This is a genomic window from Aestuariivita sp. (assembly GCF_021404545.1).
Classification (GTDB): domain Bacteria; phylum Pseudomonadota; class Alphaproteobacteria; order Rhodobacterales; family Rhodobacteraceae; genus Aestuariivita.
The window spans coordinates 13,135-35,317 of the sequence record NZ_JAAWWD010000015.1; the positions used below are offsets into that span (position 1 = coordinate 13,135).

A 22,183-nucleotide genomic window follows, 5' to 3' on the forward strand; every position below is an offset into this window, starting at 1 on the left:
CGGGTTCGTTTTCTTACGGGCCGATATCCACGCATACGGTGCGGACGCTTCCTGCGGTGACGATACGCACCGGACCGCCCCGGACGCTGACCCGGGCCGCACCGGTAACCGGGTCGAGCCCCGGGTCGACGCCCAGGCGGTAGAGCGGATCATCCTCACCCTGCACCAGTTCACCGCGGATTTCGACTTCGGGGCGGGCGCCGGCGGGAATGCCGCTCCAGTCCTGGCCGAAGGTCAGCGTATAAGTGAACATCGTATCCCATTGTGCGGGGATATCCTGATCGACCCAAGCATATTTGAAATCGTTGGCCTTGGTGTCCTTTTCGCTATAGCTGAGCGTCTCGCCATTGAGCGGAGTGCCCGAGGACACGGTATAGCTGCTGCCTTTGGGAATGTTGCGGAACACCACAGCCAGATCGACCCGGGCCCCTTCCGATCCCTGATTATAGCCCGCCTTGGCCACGACCTGCGGGCGCGCGCCGCGGATCATCTGAACGTTGCGCTGCGCGATGTTGGCGTTGTTGGCCATAACTTCGGCCAGGCTGGTGATATTGGTGACACCTGCCAACGGATTGCCGTGATCGGGCGTGTTGGCGATACCGATCAGACAGTAGTGATCCGAGACATCCGGCGGCACCCATGTAAACGGATCGTTCGACGCGCCGATCTCACCGGCTTTGATATCGAAGGGCGGGTTCATGTTCCCGCTGGAAGTGGCGAGTTGGTTTTCCTCCCAAAGATACGGGTATAGCAGGATGTTCGGCTCGGCAAAAAAGAGGTTCCAGCTTCCCGATAGGTCGGCATCTGTGAAGTTCTTGCCTCGCACATAAAGGTAGTTCGGCCAACCGATATAGAGCTGGTTGTCATAGTCGTTGCCGTAGTTGGCGGGATCGGTCAGGAAACTGGGATCCTTGAACGGGTCCTTGCCCGAAATCAGAATATCGGGCGAGTTAGAGGAGGTTTTGCGGGGAACGGTGCCATCTTCACCGCCTTTGTTGCGTACCACGACGCCGGGCCAAGTATCACCCATGAGAAGGTCTCCTTTCTATCAGGTTTGCGAAAGATCGAGCGCGATCTGTTCCATGACGATCTTCTGGACCGGACCGCCGCCGCCGCCCTTCACACGCGCCATCGTCAGCCGAAGCATCGAGCCATCCTTGATGTCGTCGGGTCGTTCCAACCAAAGTCGCATCCGCATCGGCGTCTTGATCGGTCCAAGATCGCGACCCGTCGACGCCACAAGGCTCGAGCCGGAGATGCCCTGACGGGGCAGCGAGAGCTTGCTCAGATCCGTCTCGATCTCGATTTCGGTGCCGGCGGGGATATTCTCAAACCGGACGCCGAGATCGACCTCGTCATATCCCTCGTCCTGGGTGTAATAGACCGACAGGACGATGCTGGGAGGGTCGGCTTCATTTTCGCTGTTGGCGACTGAAACCAGATCGTAACCCTTGCCCGTACTGTCGGTCTTGCGGGAGATGCCATAGCCGGTCGTCGCCTTTACTGTTGCGCCAGAGGCCAAGACCCCGCTGCGGGCAGCAAAGTCGAGGGTGAGGCCGGAATAAAGCCCGGTGAGCACCATGCTCGTTGTGTCTTGGTCGTCCATTCTTGTCCTCCTTTCAGGGGGGTTAGGTCAGCTTTCGAGATACGCCTCGGCCTCGTATTTGCTGACCATATAGTCGAGCAGATCGATGCGAAGTTCGGCCAGCTCGACAAAATCTTCGGTGCCGTAGGCCTGGGCGCTTTGGTAGAAATCGGCCCACCAGGGGATCAGATCCTTCAACAGGCCGGGACCGCCCTGCGGATCGCCCAGAACGACATTGATGGCGGCGCCGATTTCCAGCGGCGTGGGCTGGTCGTCAGAAATCTGATCATCGATGATCGCGATCAACCAGGCATTCGACGGCAGGTTCGCAGGTGGTGTGATGTTGGGCGCGTTGGTGTCGTCCTTGACCGGCTGGAACGGCGCGGGCACTCGGCTGACATAGGTGGTCCGATAGAGGATCCGCCACGGCTCGGTCGGGTCGCTCAACGCCTCGCGCATGGCATTGGCCGACGCGGTTGTGCTGTTGTTGAGCCAGTTGGGGTCGACCACCTGTGTCAGAGCGGTAAAGTTTGCTGCCTTTGGCGCCAGGAGGAATGACATATAGCGGTATGCGTCCACCTTGCCAGGAGCTGCGGTCGCTTCATACCCCTTGAACACCAGCTCGCCACTGGCGCCCTTGCCCAGTTTGGGTGCGGGCAGGAAATCGGTGGGCGTGACATTGGCCAGGAGCCGGAACCCGTTCGCGGTGGCCTCGGTCTTGGTCGCGGTCATCGTCCAGGTATTGCCGAGCATGAAATCGCTCTCGATATAGACCCCGCCGACCGGTGTCCCGATCTTGGCCTGGATCTCGGCCCCGGCGCCGATCTTGAGCGAGCTCGCCCCGGTATAGGTCTCGGAATAGCTGTTGGCGACGCTCAGCTCTTCTTTGCTTTGCCCGCCTGCGGCGGTCCAAACATAGGTGTTGTACAAGCTGCGCTGGTTGCGGGTGTTGCCGAAATCGTAGGCGTCATTTTCCTTGAGCTTGTCCTTGACCCGTCCAAGCGAGCCGACCAGGCGATACTTGTTCACACTGAACTGGTCATAATACGCCTTGATCTGCTGCTCCTCCTTTTCGATGCTCCGCTTTAGCGCGTAAGCCTCGACAGGTTTGAAGTAACTTCCCCGTTCCTGATTGGCGTGGGGATAATCGGGATCGTTGACCAGCCCAACCTTGCCATCCAGGGTGCCGTTCTTGATGTATTTGGGGTTGATCGGGAAATCGATGATATTTGTGTCGACCGGTATCTGGTCGTTCGGCACGATAGTGTACCCAACCGGCGTCTGGGTCCCTTTGAGCGCCATCATAAAGAGATCTGCAGTGGCGGACTTGACCATCGCAATCCCGATATTGTTCTGGATATAGCGCCGCCCCACCACCGGGTTGAGAATTTTGTCCTCGGGCTCCCACGTACCCGCAGGGGTCAGCGATGACGTCAGGTTGGTGGTGTTGGAATGGCTTTGCGCAACGGAATCGGTGCCGCCCAGATCGCCTGAGATGCTGAATTTGAGGCCGCCCTGCACCTCGTTCTTGACCACCTTACCATTGGTCTCGCCGCCGATCCCAAAGGAGAATCCGCCCTCAAAGACCTGATAGATGCCACCCTTGATGTTGAATGCCCCGTTAAAGGTCGAGGATTCGCTGGCGCTGAACGACCAGGTCTTGGTCTCGCTCTCGACGTAAGTGATCTTGCTGACCGTCGAATAGGACAGCGCGGGACCACCCTGATCCCCGGACCAATAGGCTAGTGTCTGGTTCTCGCTCGGGATCGGCGGTCCGCCCTCGATATAGCCAACGATCGACGGTTTGCTTTGGACCTGGCCAACAAAGATCGTATCGAGATCGCCGACCTTGAAACCCACGCCCAGCACGGTGTTGCCGACATCGGTCAGGAAAAAGTAACCGCGCTTCATCACGCTGAAGATATTGCCGTAGGCGTCTTTCTCGGCGGCGGCATATTCGATGACCGATGGCTGGCCCTGGATCGCCTCGGTGTAATAGTCTGACTGCCCCCCCAGTGCATTGATCACATACTGACCTTCATTCTGGATCGGAGCCGTAGACGGCGCCCAGGTCGGGGGTGAGGTGCTGGGCATCAAGGTGCCGTTGTTGCCCCGGCCGGTCATGTCAAAGACCACCTCGCCGGAGCCCGCGTCGATCATCCAATAGGCCGCGAGGTGGTCTTCGGTTCCGGTGAGTGGTTTGTTCATACTTTCGCGAATTTGCTGACCGGTCAGCAGGGTTGAAAAGAGCCGAACGTCGTCAATCTGACCCTTGAATGGCAGATCGACTTTGTTGTCCTTGCGGCTGGCGCCAAAGGTCATCTGCGCATCGCCATACCCGCCCACATCGGACGGCCACATCCGGACCGGCAGGCTGTCCCCGCCATTGACAAAAATGCTGGCCTCGGCCACGTCCTGCCAGATGGCCCAAAGCTGGTTGCTGGTCAGCTCCATCGCCTGATTTTCGGCAAGATCGTTGGCGGTCTTTCCCGACATCTCGTCGAAGTTCCACCCGGCAACGAGGCTGCCCTGATCGGCGGGCAGGCCGCGCAACGCATAGACATGCGCGATCTCGTCGGTATTGAGAGTGCGGCCCCAGATCCTCAGATGCGAGAGCACCCCTTTGTATTGAAAGGTTTCATCTCCCGAGATGCCCACGAAAAACGGGGTCTCTTTGGTCTGGATCTGTACCTGGGAGGTGTAACTTTCCTTGTTCTCCTCCTGCACGAGCTTGCCATTGATAAAGAGCGCGCTTTTGACAAAGTATTTGGTGGTGAGCTGGCTTTCGGATGGAGATTGCTTGACCGTCCCGGTTGTAAAATTCACTGCGACATAGGCGGTCTCACCCGCAGCCAGGCTGCTCTTGATGTCATAAGTGAACTCGGTAGGAGGCTCTTGGTAATACTCGCTCTCTTGGCTGACATGCACGGTCAGCACGACCTGGCCGATGGTGTTGACCGCCAGCGTATAGCTGCCGGGTTTTTCGACGATGACCTGCTTGCTGTTGAGCGCCTCAGGCGCGATCCAGGCTTCCAGCGCAAAACTGGAAGCCGGGTTGAACGCCGAGCCGTCCCGAACAATCCCGCTATTGCCTCCATCGAGGCGGAGTGCGGCCCCCTGGCGGGAGGCAAGTGCTACATGGCTCCAGCCCTTGAGAATGCGGTTCGAGGCCAATACCAGATCGTTGCGCCCAGCATAGGGCACGTCGAAAGCCCCGTCTTTGTCCCAGCTGGACGTGACCGGATTGGTCAGCGTGGCGTCGAATTCCGGACCCGTGGCCGCGGAATTCATGATCGTGGTCCCTTGTCCCTCCGCAAGGTTCCAGCGGATACCAAGCAATGTGTCATTGTCCGGGAACCCTGCGGCGACCGTGCGCTGCACCTGGGTTGTGCTCAGCGCGCGCTGCCAGAACGCCAGGCCGTTCAACGTGGCGTTGGTTATCCCGGCCCCAGTCTTGCTGCCCAGCAGCACCGTGCCAAGCGGATCGCTAAAGGTGTTGTCGGCCTCAAGCGTCACCGGCTCTGCGTCATCGACAAACAGGGCAAGATCGACCTTCTTGTCGCCTGTCTTCGTCACGGTCAGCGTGATGCAGGACCATACCTTGGACGGCAGCGCGTTCTGACTGTTTAGTTTGGCGGCGCCATTGAGGAACGAAAACTCGACCTTGCCGGAGGTTGTGACGGCAAGGGACAGGAATTCGCCTCCACCGCGCACCGCTGAGATGGTGGCAAGCGTTCCGGAGGCCGAACTGTCATTGCGTCGCACATAAAGTTGCAGCGTCAGATCCGGCCCGTCGAAGTTATAGGACGAGGTGACAAAGGTCGATTTGCCCATGTTCAGGCCCGGGCCGCGCTTTGCCCCGATCATGTATTGCAGCGGCAGGTCGGGATTGTCGCGATTGCCGCTGACATTATAGCTGAGCGCGCGCGACATCAGATCACCGCGAGCCGACTCATGATCCAGCCAGCCCTCAACCGTCATATCCGAGCTGATCGCCATTTCTTCGGACGGAGAGAATGCCTTGTCGACATTGATCGACACATAGTTTGAGGCCCCGGCATTCAGCGCGAGGCTGAATCTCGGGGCTACCCGCATCCAGCCGCCATTCACACCCGGCGCAAGAACCGGCGCTTTGGCGCCAGAATAGCTGTCGGTATCGATCAGCCGACCCACACCGCCATCGCTGGGCGGATCGACGATGACTGCACCGAACAGGGTCGATGCGACAATGTCGTGGGTCTTGCCGCCAAACTCATAGCTGGCGCCCTGGATCGCTGCGGCTTGGGTCTTGGCCTGAGGGCCCAGCGTCGCACCGTCGCTGTTTTCCCCCAGATACAGGGCACGGACCAGTCCGGCATAGGCGAACGCGCCGCCGGGGGCCGCCTGTTGGATGTTGACGACATCTGCGCTCAGCCCGTCGGTCTGGGCATAGATGTGCTTGGCGATGTTGTCTTTGTACCCTTCGGGATAGGTGTAGCCGCCGCTCAGCCCGTTGAGCACCTCTGCAAAGGTGTCCTGTGCCCTTGGGACATTGGGCAGGGAAGCGCCCGCAACCTCAACGTTGCACCGATCGGGCGACGCGCCATTGCTCACGGTGATCGCGAAATCCGTGAGCGCATCCTGAACGAAAATCACCACATGGCTGACCTGATCGTCAGATCTCGTGGTCAGGACCGGCACGCCGTAGGCCCGTGTCCCGGGTGTCTCGACGGTGTCGTAGTCATATTCTGTCGATTTGCCCGTAAGCGTTTCAAGTACGCCGCGCGCCTTGCTCCGCACGTCTGGCCAGGTCTGCGTGATCACCTGTCCGGCATCCCAGTTGGTCGGGGTCGAGGACGCCAGTGTGAGCGAGACAAACCCATCGCCCGTCCCACTCGCCACGGTGACCTCTCCGAGGTGCAACGGCATGGACGGGACCGACGTGAACAGAAAATAGCCCCCGCTATTGCTGGTCGCCGAGGGGACAAGCACGGCGGGACGGCTTGCGGTGTAGTCAAAATAGGGGTGCTTGCCATTGAGGATGTCGGAATCGTCTGGATTGTCCCCGGCCGCGCCATTCCAGATTTGCGAGAGTTGGTTGATATCGCGCGGCAGACCGGACCATGTCTCGGTCCCGACCCCATCTGGTGCCGCCACCACGATATCGCAAAGCAGATCGGACACTTTGGACGTACGCACGGCAATCGCACTTTTGTTCATGTAAGTGCCGATCCGATGCGCAACGAAGTTCAAGAACCCCGCCTGAGTCTTGTCGGGTGCGGACATGACGCGGCGCGAGACCGGCGTCCAGTCGGCTGAAGGCCAGCCACGATAACTGGCGCGCTCGAACTCTTCGGCCGCAAAAGCAACGCGGCGTGCGCTGGCGGACCAGTCGGTTGTCCAGTCGGCATAGAATGTCGCGCGCGCCGACGCGGTGGAAAACTGCGCCACCGACAGGAGGTCATCCGCGCCCTTGTAATAAAGATGCAGCAGCGCGTCAGAACCCTCGATCAGGCAGCTATCGGCCTGCGGTACGATGAAATCGGCCAGACCCGCGTAATAGGTCAACCCCATCTCGTCGATATGGAACGCTCCGCTCATGTTGCTGTCGACGGGGGAGGAGGACGGCTGGGGCTTGGGACCAAAGACCGTTGCGACGACTCCGCTTTCAGCGGTGTTCGGCGTGGTCGGAGGTGTCACGCTGTAATCGACACTGTTGCTGGGCAGATCGATGACCTCTGTCTGACCCGACTGGATCTGGATCGCGTTGAGGGCCCCCACAAACCCCGATGCCGCCGCGCCGATCTGACTGACCGGCGTGCCTGCGGGTTCGGCCTCGGCCTCGGCGTCGGTCAGGGGCACCGTCGAGCCGTTCACCGTCATGACGAACGGGTTCTTGCCTTTGCCCGTGTAGGTCACCCTGACCTCGGCCCAGGTGCCGGTGATCAGCACCGGGTGCAGGGTGCGCGCGCTGACCGCTTTGGTGCCATCGCCAAAGCCGACCTCGATCTTGTCCCCGTCTACGATCCGCAGATACGGCGCGGCGGCGGTGGCCTTTTCCTCGGGATCGCCGCCAATCACATGGACCTGATCACCAAGAGCCGCGGGCGCCATCATCAACGCCATGCTGTAGGGTCCAGCGATGGCCAGCGGGTTGTCGGCGGCCTTGGCTGGGTTCAGCGCCAGGTAAGACACACCGTTGAACATCAGGTCGAACTCTGCGGGCACCAGATCGGTCGTGACGATATCGCCCGACAGATTGGCCATCACACCGGTCGTGCCAACTGCCGTGTCGATGGTGGCGGTCTGCACTGCGGCGCCGACGTCAACCGGCAATGTAATCATCACACGTGCCGCGCGCTTGACCCCGATGCTTGAGCCGTCGGGCTGAACCACTTTTTCATGTTTGACATAGACCGCCGCGCGCGGCGCATAGGCCACCTTGAGAGGGGCCTCCCCTGCCTTCGGCAGCACCGAAAACGTGCTGTCGGGCTTGATGCGATAGGCCTCGTCGATCGGCTTTCCCGTGACATCGAACAGACCGTTTTCGCTGGCTGGAAAGTTAAAGAGATTGATGCCAGTTCGCGCCGTATCCAGCGTCAGGAATTGCCATGCAAAACTGTCCCGCCCCGAGATCGGCAGCAGGACCACATCGAACTGACCGTCCTTGACAGCATCCACCATCGACAGCTCCAGCGCCGGTTCGAGAAACGGCACACCATCCGGATCGAGGTAATCCTGGGTGTCAGAGGCGTCGGCGGGAACGTCCTCCTTGTGGCTGCGGGAATAGCGCACCTCCCAAGCCGGGTTCAGGCTGTAGCTTTTTGTTTTCTGGTCTGTTCCCGACCGCTGGCTGAGCAGCCGAAACCGGTTGACATAGAGCGTCCCCCGTTCGGATTGTTGGACGATGCTGATGTATTTCTGATCCGTGACCACCCGAAAGGGCGCGGTACTGGCCACCATCGTGCTGGCATCCGACGCCACGGTAATCAGGCCCATGCCGACCTGACGTACCTGCTTGGGGAAGGCGACTTTGGTGAAGCCGGTCCAGTCGAGAGTGTCATCATCGACCTCGACATCCAGGCCCAGGACGTTGAAGTAGATGTCGTTTGACTGACCCGATGCGACGCGGCCAAAGACAACCACGACCCCTTGAAAATTTACCGACACGAGCTGATCGAACTGGAACATGCAAATGTCCCTCCATGGGCTGAATTGGCTTTTAGGCGGTTCTACCTTAAGGAGAACAGTACGGATCAACCGACCACCCCGCAACGTGGGTTTGAGGGCAAAGATCACCTATGCGACAGAAGACCAGCCCAGCAGCCGCAGGTCGAGGGTTAACAATTCGTTAATAAATTCCACTGAATTTTGGGGGCGCGTCGACACGAGAGTCATGCGGCAAAGCGGCTTACCACAAGGGTAAATCCGCTCGCCCGCCCGGATGCGGTTCGGACGTGAATACTTCGATTTTCAGGATGCTTAGACAGAAGTTCAGGCGGTCGGCATTACACGCTCTGAGTGTCGCCTTGGCGACAAAACACGGATCTGCTGGGCGCAGAGATACACTCTGGCGCCGGATCCGATCCGGGGTGAGACGCCCTGCACCCAACACCAAGGGCAGTCCCGCCCCATGTCATATTATCGCCACAATTCCAGGTTGTGCAACCCGCGAAGTCGGCCCCTTGACTAAAGAGTACCTTTGACGCATCTCGCCCGGTATTGCTGGGGCCCACCATCCAGGTGCAGTCAATCTTGCATTGATGTTCGGGACGAACCGGAGCTTGGATCCAAGGCCTTGGCAAGGCACGCGGTAATCGGACCAGATGCGCGCAGAGCACACGTGCCGGTCAGACGGATGTTCTCACCGCAATCCGCGTCGCATCTCTCTGGTTGGACCTTATGACAGATGCGATCAGCCGGTGGCCGTCGACACCGTCGATACGGGCGGTCACAATCTGTCCTTCCGGTTGCGCGTCGGCCAATGTGACTTCGGCAAATTGTTCGGTGCGGCCCATATGCGGGTTTTCCATCAACACCCGGTGGGAGTGCCCCACCTGTGCGGCAAGATGCCGGGCCACGGCCCGCTCTCCTGTCAGGCGCAGGCGTGCGGCACGCTCTTTGATCTTGCGCCCGTCCACCTGCGGCATCCGGGCGGCTGGAGTGCCCTGCCGGGGTGAGTAGGGAAAGACATGCAGCCAGGTCAGCCCGCACGCTTCCACCAGCTTCAGGGAGTTTTCGAAATGCGCGTCGGTCTCTGTCGGGAAGCCCGCAATGATATCGGCGCCAAAGGTCATCTCTGGGCGCAGTCGGCGCGCCTCCTCACAGAAGCGGATCGCATCGTCACGCAAATGGCGGCGTTTCATCCGTTTCAGGATCAGATCGTCACCATGTTGCAGCGACAGGTGCAAATGCGGCATCAGGCGCGGCTCGGTCGCGATAGCCTCCATAAGGGCGTGGTCGACCTCGATCGAATCGATCGAGCTGATGCGCAGACGGGCCAGCTCGGGCACCAGCCTGAGGATCCGCATCACCAGATCGCCCAGGCGCGGCTCAGCCGGAAGATCCCCACCCCAGGACGTCAGATCAACGCCCGTAAGCACCACCTCGTGATAGCCACGCGCGACCAGCCGCTTGATCTGGTCAACCACGACGCCCGCCGGAACGGAGCGGGAATTGCCCCGCCCGTAAGGGATGATGCAAAAGGTGCAGCGGTGATCGCAGCCATTCTGAACTTGAACATAGGCGCGGCTGCGGGTGCCGAACCCGTCGATCAGATGACCTGCGGTCTCGGTCACGGACATGATGTCATCGACTTGCACGGCCTCGGTCTCACCGATGAAATCCGCCGAAAGGCGCGCCCAGGTTTCAGGCCGCATCTTTTCAGAATTGCCGATGACCGCATCCACCTCAGCCATCGCCGCAAAGGTCTGGGGCTCGGTCTGGGCCGCACATCCGGTCACGATCAACCGGGCGCCCGGATTATCCCGGCGCAGTTTGCGGATTTCCTGACGCGCCTTGCGCACGGCCTCAGCGGTAACGGCGCAGGTATTGACCACGACGGCATTTTGCAGACCGGCCTCGGCCGTCAGTTCTTTCATCGCCTCGGTCTCATAGGCGTTCAACCGACAGCCCAGCGTGGTAAAGCGGGGCGCGCTCATACCATGCCCCCCAGAAACGCAGGCGTCAGGGTGCCGCTAAAGACATGGGTGGTCGGCCCGGTCATCCAGACGCCGTCCGTGGCCCAATCAACATTCAGCACCCCGCCATCCAGATCAATCCGCACACGGCGACCCGTCAGACCCCGACGTGACGCGGCGACAGCGACGGCGCAGGAGGATGAACCGGATGCCAGTGTGATGCCCACCCCACGCTCCCACACCCGCATGCGGATGCGATCCGGCCCCGTGATTTGTGCGATTTGCACATTGGTGCGCTCAGGATACAAGGGGTGACGCTCATAGCGGGGACCAAACTGCTCCAGCGGGATTGCTTCGGCATCATCTACAAAGAAGGTGCAATGCGGGTTGCCCATGCCCGTCGCGGTTGGCCCGCCTTCGATGGGCAGATGCAACGTGTCGACCTCCTCGGCCAACGGGACCTCATGCCAACCGAGCTGCGGCTGACCCATGTTCACGGATGTGAGCCCGCCACCGGCATCGCGCGCATAAAGATCGCCACGATCGGTTGTCAGATGCAGGGCACGTTTGCCCCCTTCATCCATGAGATAACGCGCGATACAGCGGGTCGCGTTCCCACAGGCAGCCGATGTCGATCCATCCACATTGTAGAATGTCAAATGCGCATCGCCTGAGCCGCGTGCAATCATCGCAAGCTGATCGAACCCAACACCACGGTGCCGATCCCCCAGGGCCCTTGCAAGCTCGGCCGACATCATCGCCGCGTGCGTACGGGTGTCGATCACGACAAAGTCGTTGCCCAGCCCATGCATCTTCATAAAGGGCAGTCCGGTGTCGCGCGCATCAGCCATTGGGCGCATATAGACGCGCCCGCGCCGCAAATCCAGCCTGCTGCGGGCGAAATGGCCCGAATTGGGGCTTGACCGCTCTCCCCCGCTTTCTTAGTTAGGCCGCCGAGCAGGGTCGATCGTCCTGCCCTGCGATCTAAGTGGTTGAACCCGCATCCGGGTTCAGCGTACAGAGCGCAAACCGGAGGCCCCTTTGAGTCGCCGGAACAGAGTGGGCCGTTAGCTCAGTTGGTAGAGCAACTGACTTTTAATCAGTGGGTCGCAGGTTCGAATCCTGCACGGCTCACCACTGAAATCAAATGTGACGACTCGTGATGTTTGAACATTCTAGTCATGTTTTTGGTCATTATGGTCACTAAGTTTGGTCTTTCGCCGGTTTCAGTGTGTTGGCTCGCGGAAATGCCTAGCAAAAGCCAGCAAGTGCGCAATCGCCTCTAGCCTGCCATTGACCAAGGGTACACATCGCTGAGATGGCGCCTGTCGATCCTGCCATTCGCTGCGACTGGAAAATCTTGGCGAAAGCGAAATCACAGTCTGCGGACTTTGCTGCCTTACGGCAACGCTGTTGGACAGTCCGCTCTTGGAGTTTCGCTGACCTCCATAGCTAAACATTTGCTTGTATCGCAAACCGAAACGCCATGTCGCTTTGGCATCAAGCTCTGGTCTACAAGCTAATCGATGCGAAACAATTGACGAATACCGTTGTACCTGCGCACCGCCCTTCGGGTTCATACTCTGGTTAATCACGCAATGGCGCTCTGTTTGGAATCTGCGCCTAACGCTCTCAAAACAAGTCCTGACGATTGACGGTCCGTGCTCTCCAAGTGACGCCGTTTAGAGCGCGGCCACGCCGTTGGAAATCGCGAGCTGCACCGGGTGAGACACAAAACGTAACGCGAACGGATCTTTCCTGAACCATCGAGACCGGGGATAATCGGGTCATGCTCGCTTCGCGCGTGCACTGCTGCGGATCAGAAAGAGAGGACCATGGGTCCGAGATCGAACGTTATCGACTTGTTGGAACTCGGCATGACAACGAGAAAGCAACGTATTCTCCTTGTCGAGGATGACGCGCCTATCGCCGAATTGGTGGCCGCCTCTCTAGAACGTGCCGGTTTCACGGTCCGTATCGCTGGAGATGTTGACAGCGCGCGTACCCTGATGGTCCGGGATCGTCCGAACCTGGTCGTTCTGGATCTGATGCTGCCCGGGGAAAGCGGTCTGGACTTCGCGCAGACATTGACCGGGGATCCGCTGAGACCGCCGATCATCATGCTGACCGCTTTGGGCGAATTGAGTGATCGACTGGCGGGGTTCTCCGCCGGGGCCGACGATTACCTGAGCAAGCCCTTCAGTAGTGAAGAGCTTATAGCGCGTATCCACGCTGTCTTGCGGCGCGTCTCGTCCTCGGCACCCGTTGCGCCGGATATGCTTCTCATGTTCGAGGGCTGGGCAATGGATCTCCGTCGTCGGACCCTGAACGACCCCGATGATGTCGAGATTGTCCTGACCAGTGCGGAGTTCGATGTGTTGGCGACGCTTTGTGTTTCCGCCGGCAAGGTCCTTTCGCGCGATGAGATCGTAATGCAATCGCAAGGGCGCCGGGTGGAGCCCTATGACCGAAGTGTCGATACCCTGATCAGTCGGCTACGCCAGAAGATCGAAGGCGATGCCGTCAAGCCAACCATGATCCGAACCGTGCGTAACGGCGGTTACGTCTTCACGCCGCGCGTTTCGAAGGTCGAAAAATGATCGGCAGGTGGAAAACCATCGCTCAAACGCCTTGTGCGCGGCTCGGGATGCGCTGGCAGGTCACGTTGCTGCTGATCCTGACGCAGCTTGCCGCCCACGTCACAACAATACTCATCGTCAGCCCGACGATCCGCAGCGATGAGAGGCAGCAGGCCTTTGTCATGGAATTGGCCGAGCCGCTGCTGTTGATCCTGCCATTGGTGGCGCCCGACGCCCGGTCCTCTGATGACATGCTTCAGACAATTGTGAGCAGCGATGCGCGCTTCACATTGCGCGATACGGTGCCGGAAGAGTTCAACCCGTCGCTCAACCTGACCCGCGACACACTGGTCGCGGCCATGTCGGCACATTGGGGAAACCGGCTTTCTGTTTTTCCGGCCGATTGGAGCGACCGACGAAAGGGCCCGATTGCGGAGCCGTTTTCCGTTGCGGTGGACCTCACCGACGGCAGACAACTGGTCTTCAATCCAACCATCAGCCCCCTTGCGGCTGCGGTGCCGCGCGTTGTCCTGACTCTTGGCCTGATGCTGATCGCAATGCCGATCATGATACTGTCGGTCTGGGCGGGGCTTGCGATCATACGTCCGATTGGTCTTCTGGCGGATGGGGCCGACGCATTCACGCTCGATATCAACGCAGCCCCGATACGGGTCCATGGCGGGCCCGAGGTGCGCCGTGCCACGCGTTCGGTCAATGCGATGCGCGACCGTATTCGCAAGCTGCTGACCGATCGCTCGCTGACCCTGGTGGCGATCAGCCACGATATGCGCACCCCTCTGACCCGCATGCGCCTTCGATTAGAGACGATCGAGGCGCCCGGAGTAGATGCGGTCAAACGCGATCTCGGTGAACTTGAACGCATGACCGACGATGCCCTGCGCTTTCTGCGCGCCGAAGCAGAGCAGGCCGACATGCGTCACACCGATCTGGCGGTGCTGTGCCGAACAGTTTGCGACGAGTTCGCCGACGAAGGCGCGGATGTCAGTTATAACGGCCCCGATCACCTTGTTGCCGAATGCGATCCGGCACTCATGTGGCGTGTGCTGCTCAATATACTTGGCAACGCTGTGCACTATGCAGGGGCGGGCAAGGTGACTCTGACAGGCCGGTCAGAGGACGATGCCAGTTTCGTCCAGATTGACGTTGCGGACAACGGACCCGGCATAGACCCTGACCAGTTCGCTGTTGTTCTGCAGCCATTTTCGCGCCCCGAAGCGGTCAAGGCCGGGCTGCAGGGTTCACCCGGAGGCTTCGGTCTCGGCCTCGCGATCGCAAAACAGTTGATGCATCGCCAAGGCGGAATGCTGTCCCTTAAGGCCAACACGCCAGGTGGCCTGATCGTCCGGCTGCACCTGCCAGCATCAGGGTCAAAGACATGACGGATCGCAAGCCAAGACGAGACGAACCGCAACCTGCCAGTTCGGCGCCCGACATCGTCAGTTACGCGATTATCTCAGTGCTCCTAGTGATTGCGATCGGTGCCGGGCTCTACGCCATCCTCCTTTGGGTCACATGATCCGCCCTGGGAGGGCCTAGGAAGACCAACCAAGATAGAGGAGAGCGGAATGACACCGAGACTATGGATTTGTGCCGCCTTGACGACGACGGATTTGGCCGCGGCGCCCCTTTATGCCGAAAGCTATGCGGGACAGATCGCCGATGGCAGCGGATGAACGACCTCCGGTCCCAATGGGCGCGAGATGACCCTGACCCTCAACCCTGACGGAACCGGACAGATGCGTTTCGGCCTTCTGCGGCGTTCCCTGACCTGGCGAGAAAGCGATGATGCGATCTGCCTTGGCGGGCTGCCCGACGGAGAGCAATGCATCGCGTTTTCGCCAACCGGTGACGGGGGCTTTTCGGGATCAGGAGCGTCCGGGCGCGAGATGTTGCTGCGCCGCTGAGGCCGTTGAGGCCGAGCCCGGTATCGGGTCCGGCCTCCTACTTGGGGTTCCGTGCGTGTCGGCAACTTCTCCCAAGTGTTCTTCGACTTCGGCGCCGCATCTCGAAGGCACCGTGCTTTGGTCGTCCGCGTCAGAACCGGAACGACAAGCCGACAATCGCGCCCACGGCGATATCCTCATCCACAATCGGGCTATCTCTGATGGCGTCAGGCAGGAACTCGGCGCGGAGGTTGCCCACAAGGCTCAAATTGTCGCTGAGTGGAATGGACGTGCCGATGTTCAGATAGGGGATGGTGACATCACCGGGGGCGTAAGCGGCGAAGCCGGTGTCTGTCGGCAGCACACCATATGCATACTGCGACAGCTCTCCACTCTGCCAAGTGACGCCGGCCCCCAAGAACACCGGCACATTGCCCAGGGGCAACGGCTGGCGCACACCAAGGGTGGCTTCCGACCCGTCATGTTCCCCCGTCACTTCGGTCACAGCGCGCAGAAACACGGTTGTCCCGGGGCCGAAGCGGTAATCCACCTGCCCCCCGATATCGAGTGTGACCTCGCGGTCTAACCCATCCAACGCTGCTGCGTCCGAGCTGTCGATGGCAGACAATCACGGCGAGACAATGCCGCTGAACCGTAGCCCGTCATTTTCAAAAACCGTCACCCGCACGCCATCAGGCAGGCCTACGGAAAACCTGTCGGAATCGTAGCGCAGCAGCGGCAGCGCCATCGCGTCGTCGTCGCCGATGATGGCGTTTTGTCCGCCGGTGACAGCGATGCCGACGGAAAACCCCTCCAGCTGCATCTGGGCCTGCGCCGGAAAAGTGGTTGTCACAAAAATGATGGATGCAAGGGCAAGGCGGTAGGTCATTGGATCTTCCTTTCTGGCTGGTGTCGCGTCTTAACGATGGGGGGATCATTCGGCGGGCGCCGTCGGGCTGCGCGGCCCCGCTGCCGCACGCCGGTTGAGCCACCGGAACGGGCGCGCGATATCGTCGAGGATCATCACCGTGGCCGGGATCGCCATCAGCAGCAGCGGCGTGGCCATTAGGATCCCGTAGCCAAGGCTGATCGCCATCGGCACCAGGAATTGCGCCTGAAACGACGGCTCGTAGATCATCGGCATCAGGCCAAGCGCCGTTTAGACCGTCGTGAGAAAGATAGGCCGAAACCGCCGCGCGGCGCTGTCGACAATGGCGTCGACGCGGGCCAGATCGGGCGCGCGTGCGCGTCGCTTGTGGTAATCATCAAGCAACAGGATCGTCGCGTTGACGACCACGCCCGCCAGCGCGACGATCCCGAAGAGTGAGATGAAGGTCATCGGATATCCCAACAGGATATGGCCGGCGACCGCCCCGATCACGCCGTAGATCACTGTCGACAGGATCACGATGGGCTGGACATAACTGCGCGTGACTGAGGCCATCATCACGTAGATCCCCAGCATCGCGACGCCCATCGCCGTGAAGATGTTACGCAGATCTTCCGCCTGATCTGCGGCCTGGCCCGTCATCTGCCAATCAAGGCCGACGAAGCGTTCCGTCAACTCCGGCAGCAGGCTTTCCCGCAGATCGGCGTTGATATTGTCGGCAGAGGCAAGATCGGGGTCGACCTTCGCCGTCACCCGCAGGATGCGTCGCCCGTCGGCGCGCTCGATGGTGGCGAAGGCCCGCCCTTCGGTGATGGTTGCCACGGTGGTCACCGGCACAGCCTCGCCCGATGGCAGGCGCACCCGCATGTCGTAGACATCCGCCAGGCTGCTGCGCGCCTCTACCGGATACCGAACAACAACATCGACCTCTTCGGTGCCGCGTTGCAGGGTCTGCATCGTTTCGCCAAAGAACGCGCGACGGATCTGCCGGGCCAGATCGCTTTCGCTGAGCCCCAGGGCGCGGCCTTGGTCGTTCAGGGCGAACTCCAGTTGCCGTTGGCCGAATTGCAGCGAAAACTCGATATCCGACACGCCAGTGATGGCGTTCAACCCGGATCGCAAGGCCTCCGCCGCCGCGATGAGTTGCGTGTCGTCCGGATCGCTCAGCTCGACGCTGATATCGTCACCCGGGACAAACAGGCCCGACATGAACGTCATGCTATCCGCGCCGACGATGCCCCCGAGTTCCGCCCGCCAGCGGGTCTCGAACTCGACCGAGCCGATGCTGCGGCTATCCGACGGCGTCAACTCCACCCGGATCTGCGCGACATTGGAGCCCGACGCGCCAACGCCGCCACCCGGTGGGCCGCCGCCCCGCGATGTCGTGCCAATCGTAGCGGAGGTCGTGCGTACGACGCTGACACCGGTGCTGGCGGCAATCGCCGCATCCACGGCTGCGGCGGCGACCAGAGCCTCCTCCGCGGCGGCGCGGGTCGTGGCGAAGGATGCGCCGTCGACCATGGTCAGGGTCAGCTCCACCCGGTCGGCCTCGGTTGGCGGAAAGAAGACGAACCGGACAAACCCGGTCGAAAAGGCCGTTGCGACGAGGAACAGGAGCGCGAGCATTCCGGCGATCGTCGCGTAGCGGAAGGTGACGGCAAACCGCACAACGGGCTTTACAACCCGTGTCGTGAACTGGGCGAAGCCTCTTGCGAAAAGGGCCTACGTCCCTTTGAGCGGCCCAACGCTCCAGGTCGGTTTTCCCGACAGGTGCGAGGGCAGGATCAACAGCGCCTCGACCAGCGAGATGAGCAGGATCGCAATCACAACGATCGGGATGATCGAGATGACCTGACCAAGCGTCCCCGTGGTGAAGGCAAGGGGGGCAAAGGCCATGATGGTGGTCATCACGCCCATGGTCACGGGCACGACGACCTCTCGCAAACCATTGAGCACGGCGGTCGGAGACGGGTGTGGCTTGCTTTGCTCGTAGAAGATGCTTTCGCCGACGACGACAGCATCGTCGACCACAATGCCCAGAACCACAATCAGCGCAAAAAGCGAGATCATGTTGATCGAGGTTCCCAAAACCCCCGCGACCGCAAGACCGCCCAAAAAGGAAATCGGGATCGCCAGCGCCGCCCAGAAGGCGAGCTTGAGGTCCAGAAACAGGACCATGGACAAAAACACGAGACCAAACCCGAAGATCGCGTTGCGGAGCATCAGGTTGGTCCGGTCGCGCAAGGCATCTGTGTCGTTGTCGCGAATTACCAATGTCATCTCAGAGGGCAGTCGCAGATCGCCGAGGCAATTGCGCACCACCTCTTCGATCTCCAACGCGCCCTGGTCGGCGCCGCGATAGACCGTCAGGAAAACCGCGGGCGTGCCGTTGAACACGTTGATCAGGGCGTCATCCACGAAGCCGTCGCGAATGGTGGCGACGTCATACAGGAACACGGTTGCGCAATCCCCCTGCGTCAGAAGCGGGGTGCGCCCGAACTCTTCCGCCGTGATCCGCTCGCCAGGGGTGCGCAACAGGATCTCGCCCGCGTCGGTGCGCAGCGTGCCGCCCGCCAGATCAAGGGACGCGGCCTGGATCGCCTGCGCGATCTGTTCGAATGTCAGGTTGTAGCGCTGAAGCTCCGCCTCGGCGATTTCAATGGACATCTCGTAATCGCGCACGCTGCCAAGCTGCACGTCGGCCAGCCGGTTGGTCGCCAGCAACTCGTCGCGCAGGCGTTCCGCAGTCTGGCGCAGGGTCCGTTCCGACACCGCGCCGAACAGCGCCATGGTCAGGACGGTGGCGTTTGTGTCCGCACGGGATACCGTTGGATCGTCGGCGCCTTCGGGGGGGAAATCCGCGATCCGATCGACGGCATCCCGCGCGTCGGTCAAGACGTCATCCACATCAGCGAAAGACGTCAGTTCCAGGGTGACGGTGCCCGAGCCTTCGGCAGCCGAGGACGTCACACGGGCCACGCCAGCGATGCCGGTCACGGCGGCCTCCACCCGGGTGGTGATGCCGTCCTCGACCTCTTCGGGGTTGGCGCCCGCATAGGCGGTAGTGATCGTGATCAAACGTGGGTCGATCTGGGGAAATACCTCGGTGCGCATATTCTGCACAGCCAAGACGCCCGCGATGACCAAGGCGACCATCAGGATGTTCGCGGCCACGGAGTTGCCCGCGAACCAGGCCAAAATGCCGTGCTGATGCTCATGCCGCTGCATCGTCATTCATCCTCCAGCAACAGGGCTCGTTCGGTGGGCTCCGGGGCAACGGGGCGTGCACCTCCGGCGCGGACCGACATGCCTTCGGTTGCGCCCGCGATGGTCCCGATCGCGATCCGATCCCCGTCATCCAGACCGGTTACCACCGAGCTCTCGCGCCCGCGCTGAATAACGCAGAGCGGATCTGATAGTGTCAGCGTGTCATTCTCCACCAGCCAGACCCGGTCCTCGCCCTGCAAGGCGGCATTCGGAACGTCGACCGTGTCGCTGACCAGTGGGCCCTGCAGCGTGACCGTCACGAACCCGCCTGGCAGCAACAGGTCGCGGAGATCCGCGTTCGGCTCAGGGGTCACGATCAAGGTCGCCAGGCGTGTCGTCCGGCTCACCTCCCGTGCGATGCGGCTGACCACGCCGTCAAAATGCAACTCCTGTCCCAACAGGTTGGCAGACAGGCTGGCGGGTGTACCAAGCAAGGTCTGAAACGCCGTCAGGTCCGCCTGTCCGAAGGATACGCTGATCTCCAGTTGCTCGAACCCGTAGGCGGAGCCGTAGCTTTGCCCCGCGGTCACGGTTTGGCCCGGCGCCAGTGACAGGTCGATGATGCGTCCATCGAAGGGGAGCGAATACCCCGCCCGGGTTAGGTTGAGCTGCGCCGTCTCCAGTGCCGCGCGGGCCTGCGCCACCTGAGCCTCGGCCGACCGGACCTGCGGGCCGCGCGCCGCCAGATCCGTGATCGCGCCCTGACCAAAACTATCCCACTCTCGAATGGCATTTTCAGCCTGCGCTCGCTCGATATCGAGCGACGCAATCGCAGTGGCAAGGTTCGCCTCGGCCTGGGTGACGGATATCTCCAGATCCCGCTGATCGAGTTGGAACAGGATCTCACCGCGCCCGAACGTGGTCCCGGTGCCAAGCCCGGGCCGTACGGAACGGACCACACCGGACACCTCGGGCGTGATGGCCACTTCGACGGCCGGTTCGATCGAGCCTGTGGCCCTGCGCGTGATCTGACGTTACGACAGCCGAACGGTTTCGGTCCGGACAACCGGCACAAAGATATCCGTGTCGATCTGCACACGCGGCGGTTGATTTTCGCGCATATAGTTGGAGACAAAGACCGTTCCGCCGACAATCGCGCCGACAAATCCAAGTTGCAGGGTTCCGATCGTGAGTGCGCGGAGGATGGGCCAACGGCGTGTGGTCATTGGGCCGCCTCCGCTTCAGCTGCCAAAGCGACCTGGTCGGGGGCGGGTGCCGGAACCCATTGACCGCCAAGGGCAAGGTGCAGGTCAATCCGGGCCTGCCAACGGCGTTCCTGCACCTGCAGGTAGGCCGTCTCGGCGGTCAGTTCGGCGCTGCTGGCGTCCAGCAGGGTCAAGAACTGTCCGGTTCCGGCGGCATATCGGCTGCCGGCAATCTGCGTGGCTTCGCGGGCGGCTTCCAACCGCTCTCGCTGTCGGGCTGCTTGCATGGCCAGCAGGCGTTCTGCGGCCAAAGCGTTTTCGACCTCTTCGACGGCCTGCAGCACGGTCGCCACGTAATCCTCGGCCAAGGCACGGGCCTCGGCCTCGCGCATGGCGACCAGACGCGATCCGCGCCCGCCATCGAACAGCGTCGCGGTTAGATCGGTGACCAGGGACGCGATCAGGTTGTCGATATCCAGCAGATCAGCCAACCCGTCGCCAGAGGATTGCAACCGCCCGGTCAGCGTGAGGCCCGGCAGGCGGTCGCCGACGGCGACCCGGATATTTGCATTGGCCGCGATCAGGCGTGCGGCGGCGGCGCGAATATCGGGCCGTTCGCTCAACAGGGTGGCCGGCACTCCGGCGCCGCCACGCAACTGCGGTGGGGCCGTCGGCAACGCGACACCGGGTCCGGCGGTTGACCGGGGCAGATCCCCCGCCAGTACATCCATGCGGTTTTGCTGTTCGATCAGCGTCAATTCCAACGCAGGCAGGTCAGCGCGAGCGGCCGCAAGGCTTTCGCGGGCGCTTGCAACGCTCCCGGCCGTGGTATCGGCCACACCCAGGCCAATAACGCTGCTCGACGATGTCGAGGGTCGATTGCCGCGACGCAATGATGCTGCGTGTGGCGCGGATCTGTCGTCTATCAAATGCCGCCTAGACATAGGCCCGCATCATCTGCGCGATCAGGGAATTCGTCAGCGCCTGGCGGTCGTTCGCACTGGCCAGGAGGTCGGCTCTGGCCGCATCGCCCTCGGCGGCGATCCGTCCCCAAAGATCGGCCTCCCATGTTACAGCGCCGGAACCGTCGAGACGCGTTGTCCCATCGCGTACGCCCTCGATTCCCGCAGCGGACTGTCCTGTCGCTGATGCACCTGCGGTGGCCGTTGGCAGGCGCCGCGAAGTGGCGTTCGAAACGTCCGACTCCCGTTGCAAGACGCGGAATGCGTTTGCGGCCAAATCCGGGTTCTGCGCAATCAGTCGATCGATCCGGGCCGAAAGGTCCGGCGCGCCAAGCGTGTCCCACCATCTGATGGCCTCAGCGCGCGGCGCGCTGGTCCCGCCTGCAAGACTGCTGGCCGTTTCGAGACCCGTTGACGGGATGTTCACGCTGACACCAGTGGCATCGCATCCGTTCAAAACCAGTCCGGCCATCGTGGCAGTGATTGTTTTTGCGATTGGGGTCATGGTGGTCCTGCTCGGTTGAGCAAGATCGTAGGTCCGCCCCGAATTGGCGCAAGCTGCGGAGGGCGGCAGACAACTTTCGTGACAAATCGCGTGCTGCACGGCGGCGCGATCCGCGGTTTTCTCTGCCGCATGGAACTGCACGGCGCACGCGGTCAGCTAGGGATGTAGATCCTCACTTCTGGCCCGCCTAAACTGAACCGATCAGTTTGTAACTTGATCTGGATCATG

Annotated in this window: 15 protein-coding genes, 1 tRNA gene and 1 pseudogene; 4 read left to right on the top strand and 13 right to left on the bottom strand. The window is 61.2% G+C overall.

Features of this window, described 5'->3' with window-relative positions; all coding sequences use genetic code 11:
• Positions 1–13: 13 nt before the first annotated feature.
• The 5 genes from HEP69_RS07595 to dapF form a co-directional block, all read right to left on the bottom strand.
• On the bottom strand, positions 14–1,030 hold the full coding sequence (locus HEP69_RS07595; protein WP_290557956.1) for a hypothetical protein: 1,017 nt from the start codon (positions 1,028–1,030) through the stop codon (positions 14–16).
• An 18-nt stretch (positions 1,031–1,048) separates the two neighbouring features.
• Positions 1,049–1,606 (bottom strand): hypothetical protein, encoded by a 558-nt coding sequence (locus HEP69_RS07600; RefSeq protein WP_290557957.1) that lies wholly within the window; start codon positions 1,604–1,606, stop codon positions 1,049–1,051.
• Positions 1,607–1,633: 27 nt separating this feature from the next.
• Positions 1,634–8,755 carry a LamG-like jellyroll fold domain-containing protein gene (locus HEP69_RS07605; protein WP_290557958.1) on the bottom strand — a complete coding sequence of 2,374 codons (7,122 nt, stop codon included), beginning with the start codon at positions 8,753–8,755 and terminating at the stop codon, positions 1,634–1,636.
• A 659-nt stretch (positions 8,756–9,414) separates the two neighbouring features.
• A complete protein-coding gene (gene mtaB / locus HEP69_RS07610) occupies positions 9,415–10,725 on the bottom strand; it encodes a tRNA (N(6)-L-threonylcarbamoyladenosine(37)-C(2))-methylthiotransferase MtaB (protein WP_290557959.1) in 1,311 nt (436 codons plus the stop codon).
• Positions 10,722–11,564 carry a diaminopimelate epimerase gene (gene dapF, locus HEP69_RS07615; protein ID WP_290557960.1) on the bottom strand — a complete coding sequence of 281 codons (843 nt, stop codon included), beginning with the start codon at positions 11,562–11,564 and terminating at the stop codon, positions 10,722–10,724. The genes mtaB and dapF overlap by 4 nt, the downstream gene beginning before the upstream one ends.
• A gap of 201 nt (positions 11,565–11,765) precedes the next feature.
• Here dapF and HEP69_RS07620 point away from each other — a divergent pair.
• The 4 genes from HEP69_RS07620 (at position 11,766) to HEP69_RS07635 (ending at position 15,208) form a co-directional block, all read left to right on the top strand.
• Positions 11,766–11,841 (top strand) — tRNA-Lys (locus tag HEP69_RS07620).
• Between the two features lie 740 nt (positions 11,842–12,581).
• Complete coding sequence (locus tag HEP69_RS07625) at positions 12,582–13,304, top strand: response regulator transcription factor (protein ID WP_290557961.1); 723 nt, start codon at positions 12,582–12,584, stop codon at positions 13,302–13,304.
• Entirely contained in the window at positions 13,301–14,683 is a 1,383-nt protein-coding gene (locus HEP69_RS07630; RefSeq protein ID WP_290557962.1) for a HAMP domain-containing sensor histidine kinase, read from the top strand. The genes HEP69_RS07625 and HEP69_RS07630 overlap by 4 nt, the downstream gene beginning before the upstream one ends.
• Positions 14,684–15,004: 321 nt before the next feature.
• Positions 15,005–15,208 (top strand): hypothetical protein, encoded by a 204-nt coding sequence (locus tag HEP69_RS07635; protein WP_290557963.1) that lies wholly within the window; start codon positions 15,005–15,007, stop codon positions 15,206–15,208.
• Positions 15,209–15,338: 130 nt separating this feature from the next.
• On the opposite strand, the gene HEP69_RS07640 is transcribed toward HEP69_RS07635, so the two are convergent.
• The 8 genes and pseudogenes from HEP69_RS07640 to HEP69_RS07675 form a co-directional block, all read right to left on the bottom strand.
• Complete coding sequence (locus tag HEP69_RS07640) at positions 15,339–15,815, bottom strand: MipA/OmpV family protein (RefSeq protein ID WP_366111309.1); 477 nt, start codon at positions 15,813–15,815, stop codon at positions 15,339–15,341.
• Positions 15,816–16,076, bottom strand: a complete 261-nt coding sequence (locus tag HEP69_RS07645; protein WP_290557965.1) for a hypothetical protein — start codon at positions 16,074–16,076, stop codon at positions 15,816–15,818.
• Between the two features lie 45 nt (positions 16,077–16,121).
• Complete coding sequence (locus tag HEP69_RS07650) at positions 16,122–16,331, bottom strand: hypothetical protein (protein ID WP_290557966.1); 210 nt, start codon at positions 16,329–16,331, stop codon at positions 16,122–16,124.
• Between the two features lie 15 nt (positions 16,332–16,346).
• Positions 16,347–19,310, bottom strand: a pseudogene (locus tag HEP69_RS07655) (efflux RND transporter permease subunit).
• A complete protein-coding gene (locus tag HEP69_RS07660) occupies positions 19,307–20,311 on the bottom strand; it encodes an efflux RND transporter periplasmic adaptor subunit (RefSeq protein WP_290557974.1) in 1,005 nt (334 codons plus the stop codon). The pseudogene HEP69_RS07655 and the gene HEP69_RS07660 overlap by 4 nt, the downstream one beginning before the upstream one ends.
• 6 nt (positions 20,312–20,317) lie before the next feature.
• Entirely contained in the window at positions 20,318–20,509 is a 192-nt protein-coding gene (locus HEP69_RS07665; RefSeq protein WP_290557967.1) for a hypothetical protein, read from the bottom strand.
• Positions 20,506–21,327, bottom strand: a complete 822-nt coding sequence (locus tag HEP69_RS07670) for a TolC family protein (protein WP_290557968.1) — start codon at positions 21,325–21,327, stop codon at positions 20,506–20,508. The genes HEP69_RS07665 and HEP69_RS07670 overlap by 4 nt, the downstream gene beginning before the upstream one ends.
• Before the next feature lie 97 nt (positions 21,328–21,424).
• Positions 21,425–21,955 (bottom strand): TolC family protein, encoded by a 531-nt coding sequence (locus HEP69_RS07675; protein WP_290557969.1) that lies wholly within the window; start codon positions 21,953–21,955, stop codon positions 21,425–21,427.
• Positions 21,956–22,183: the final 228 nt, after the last annotated feature.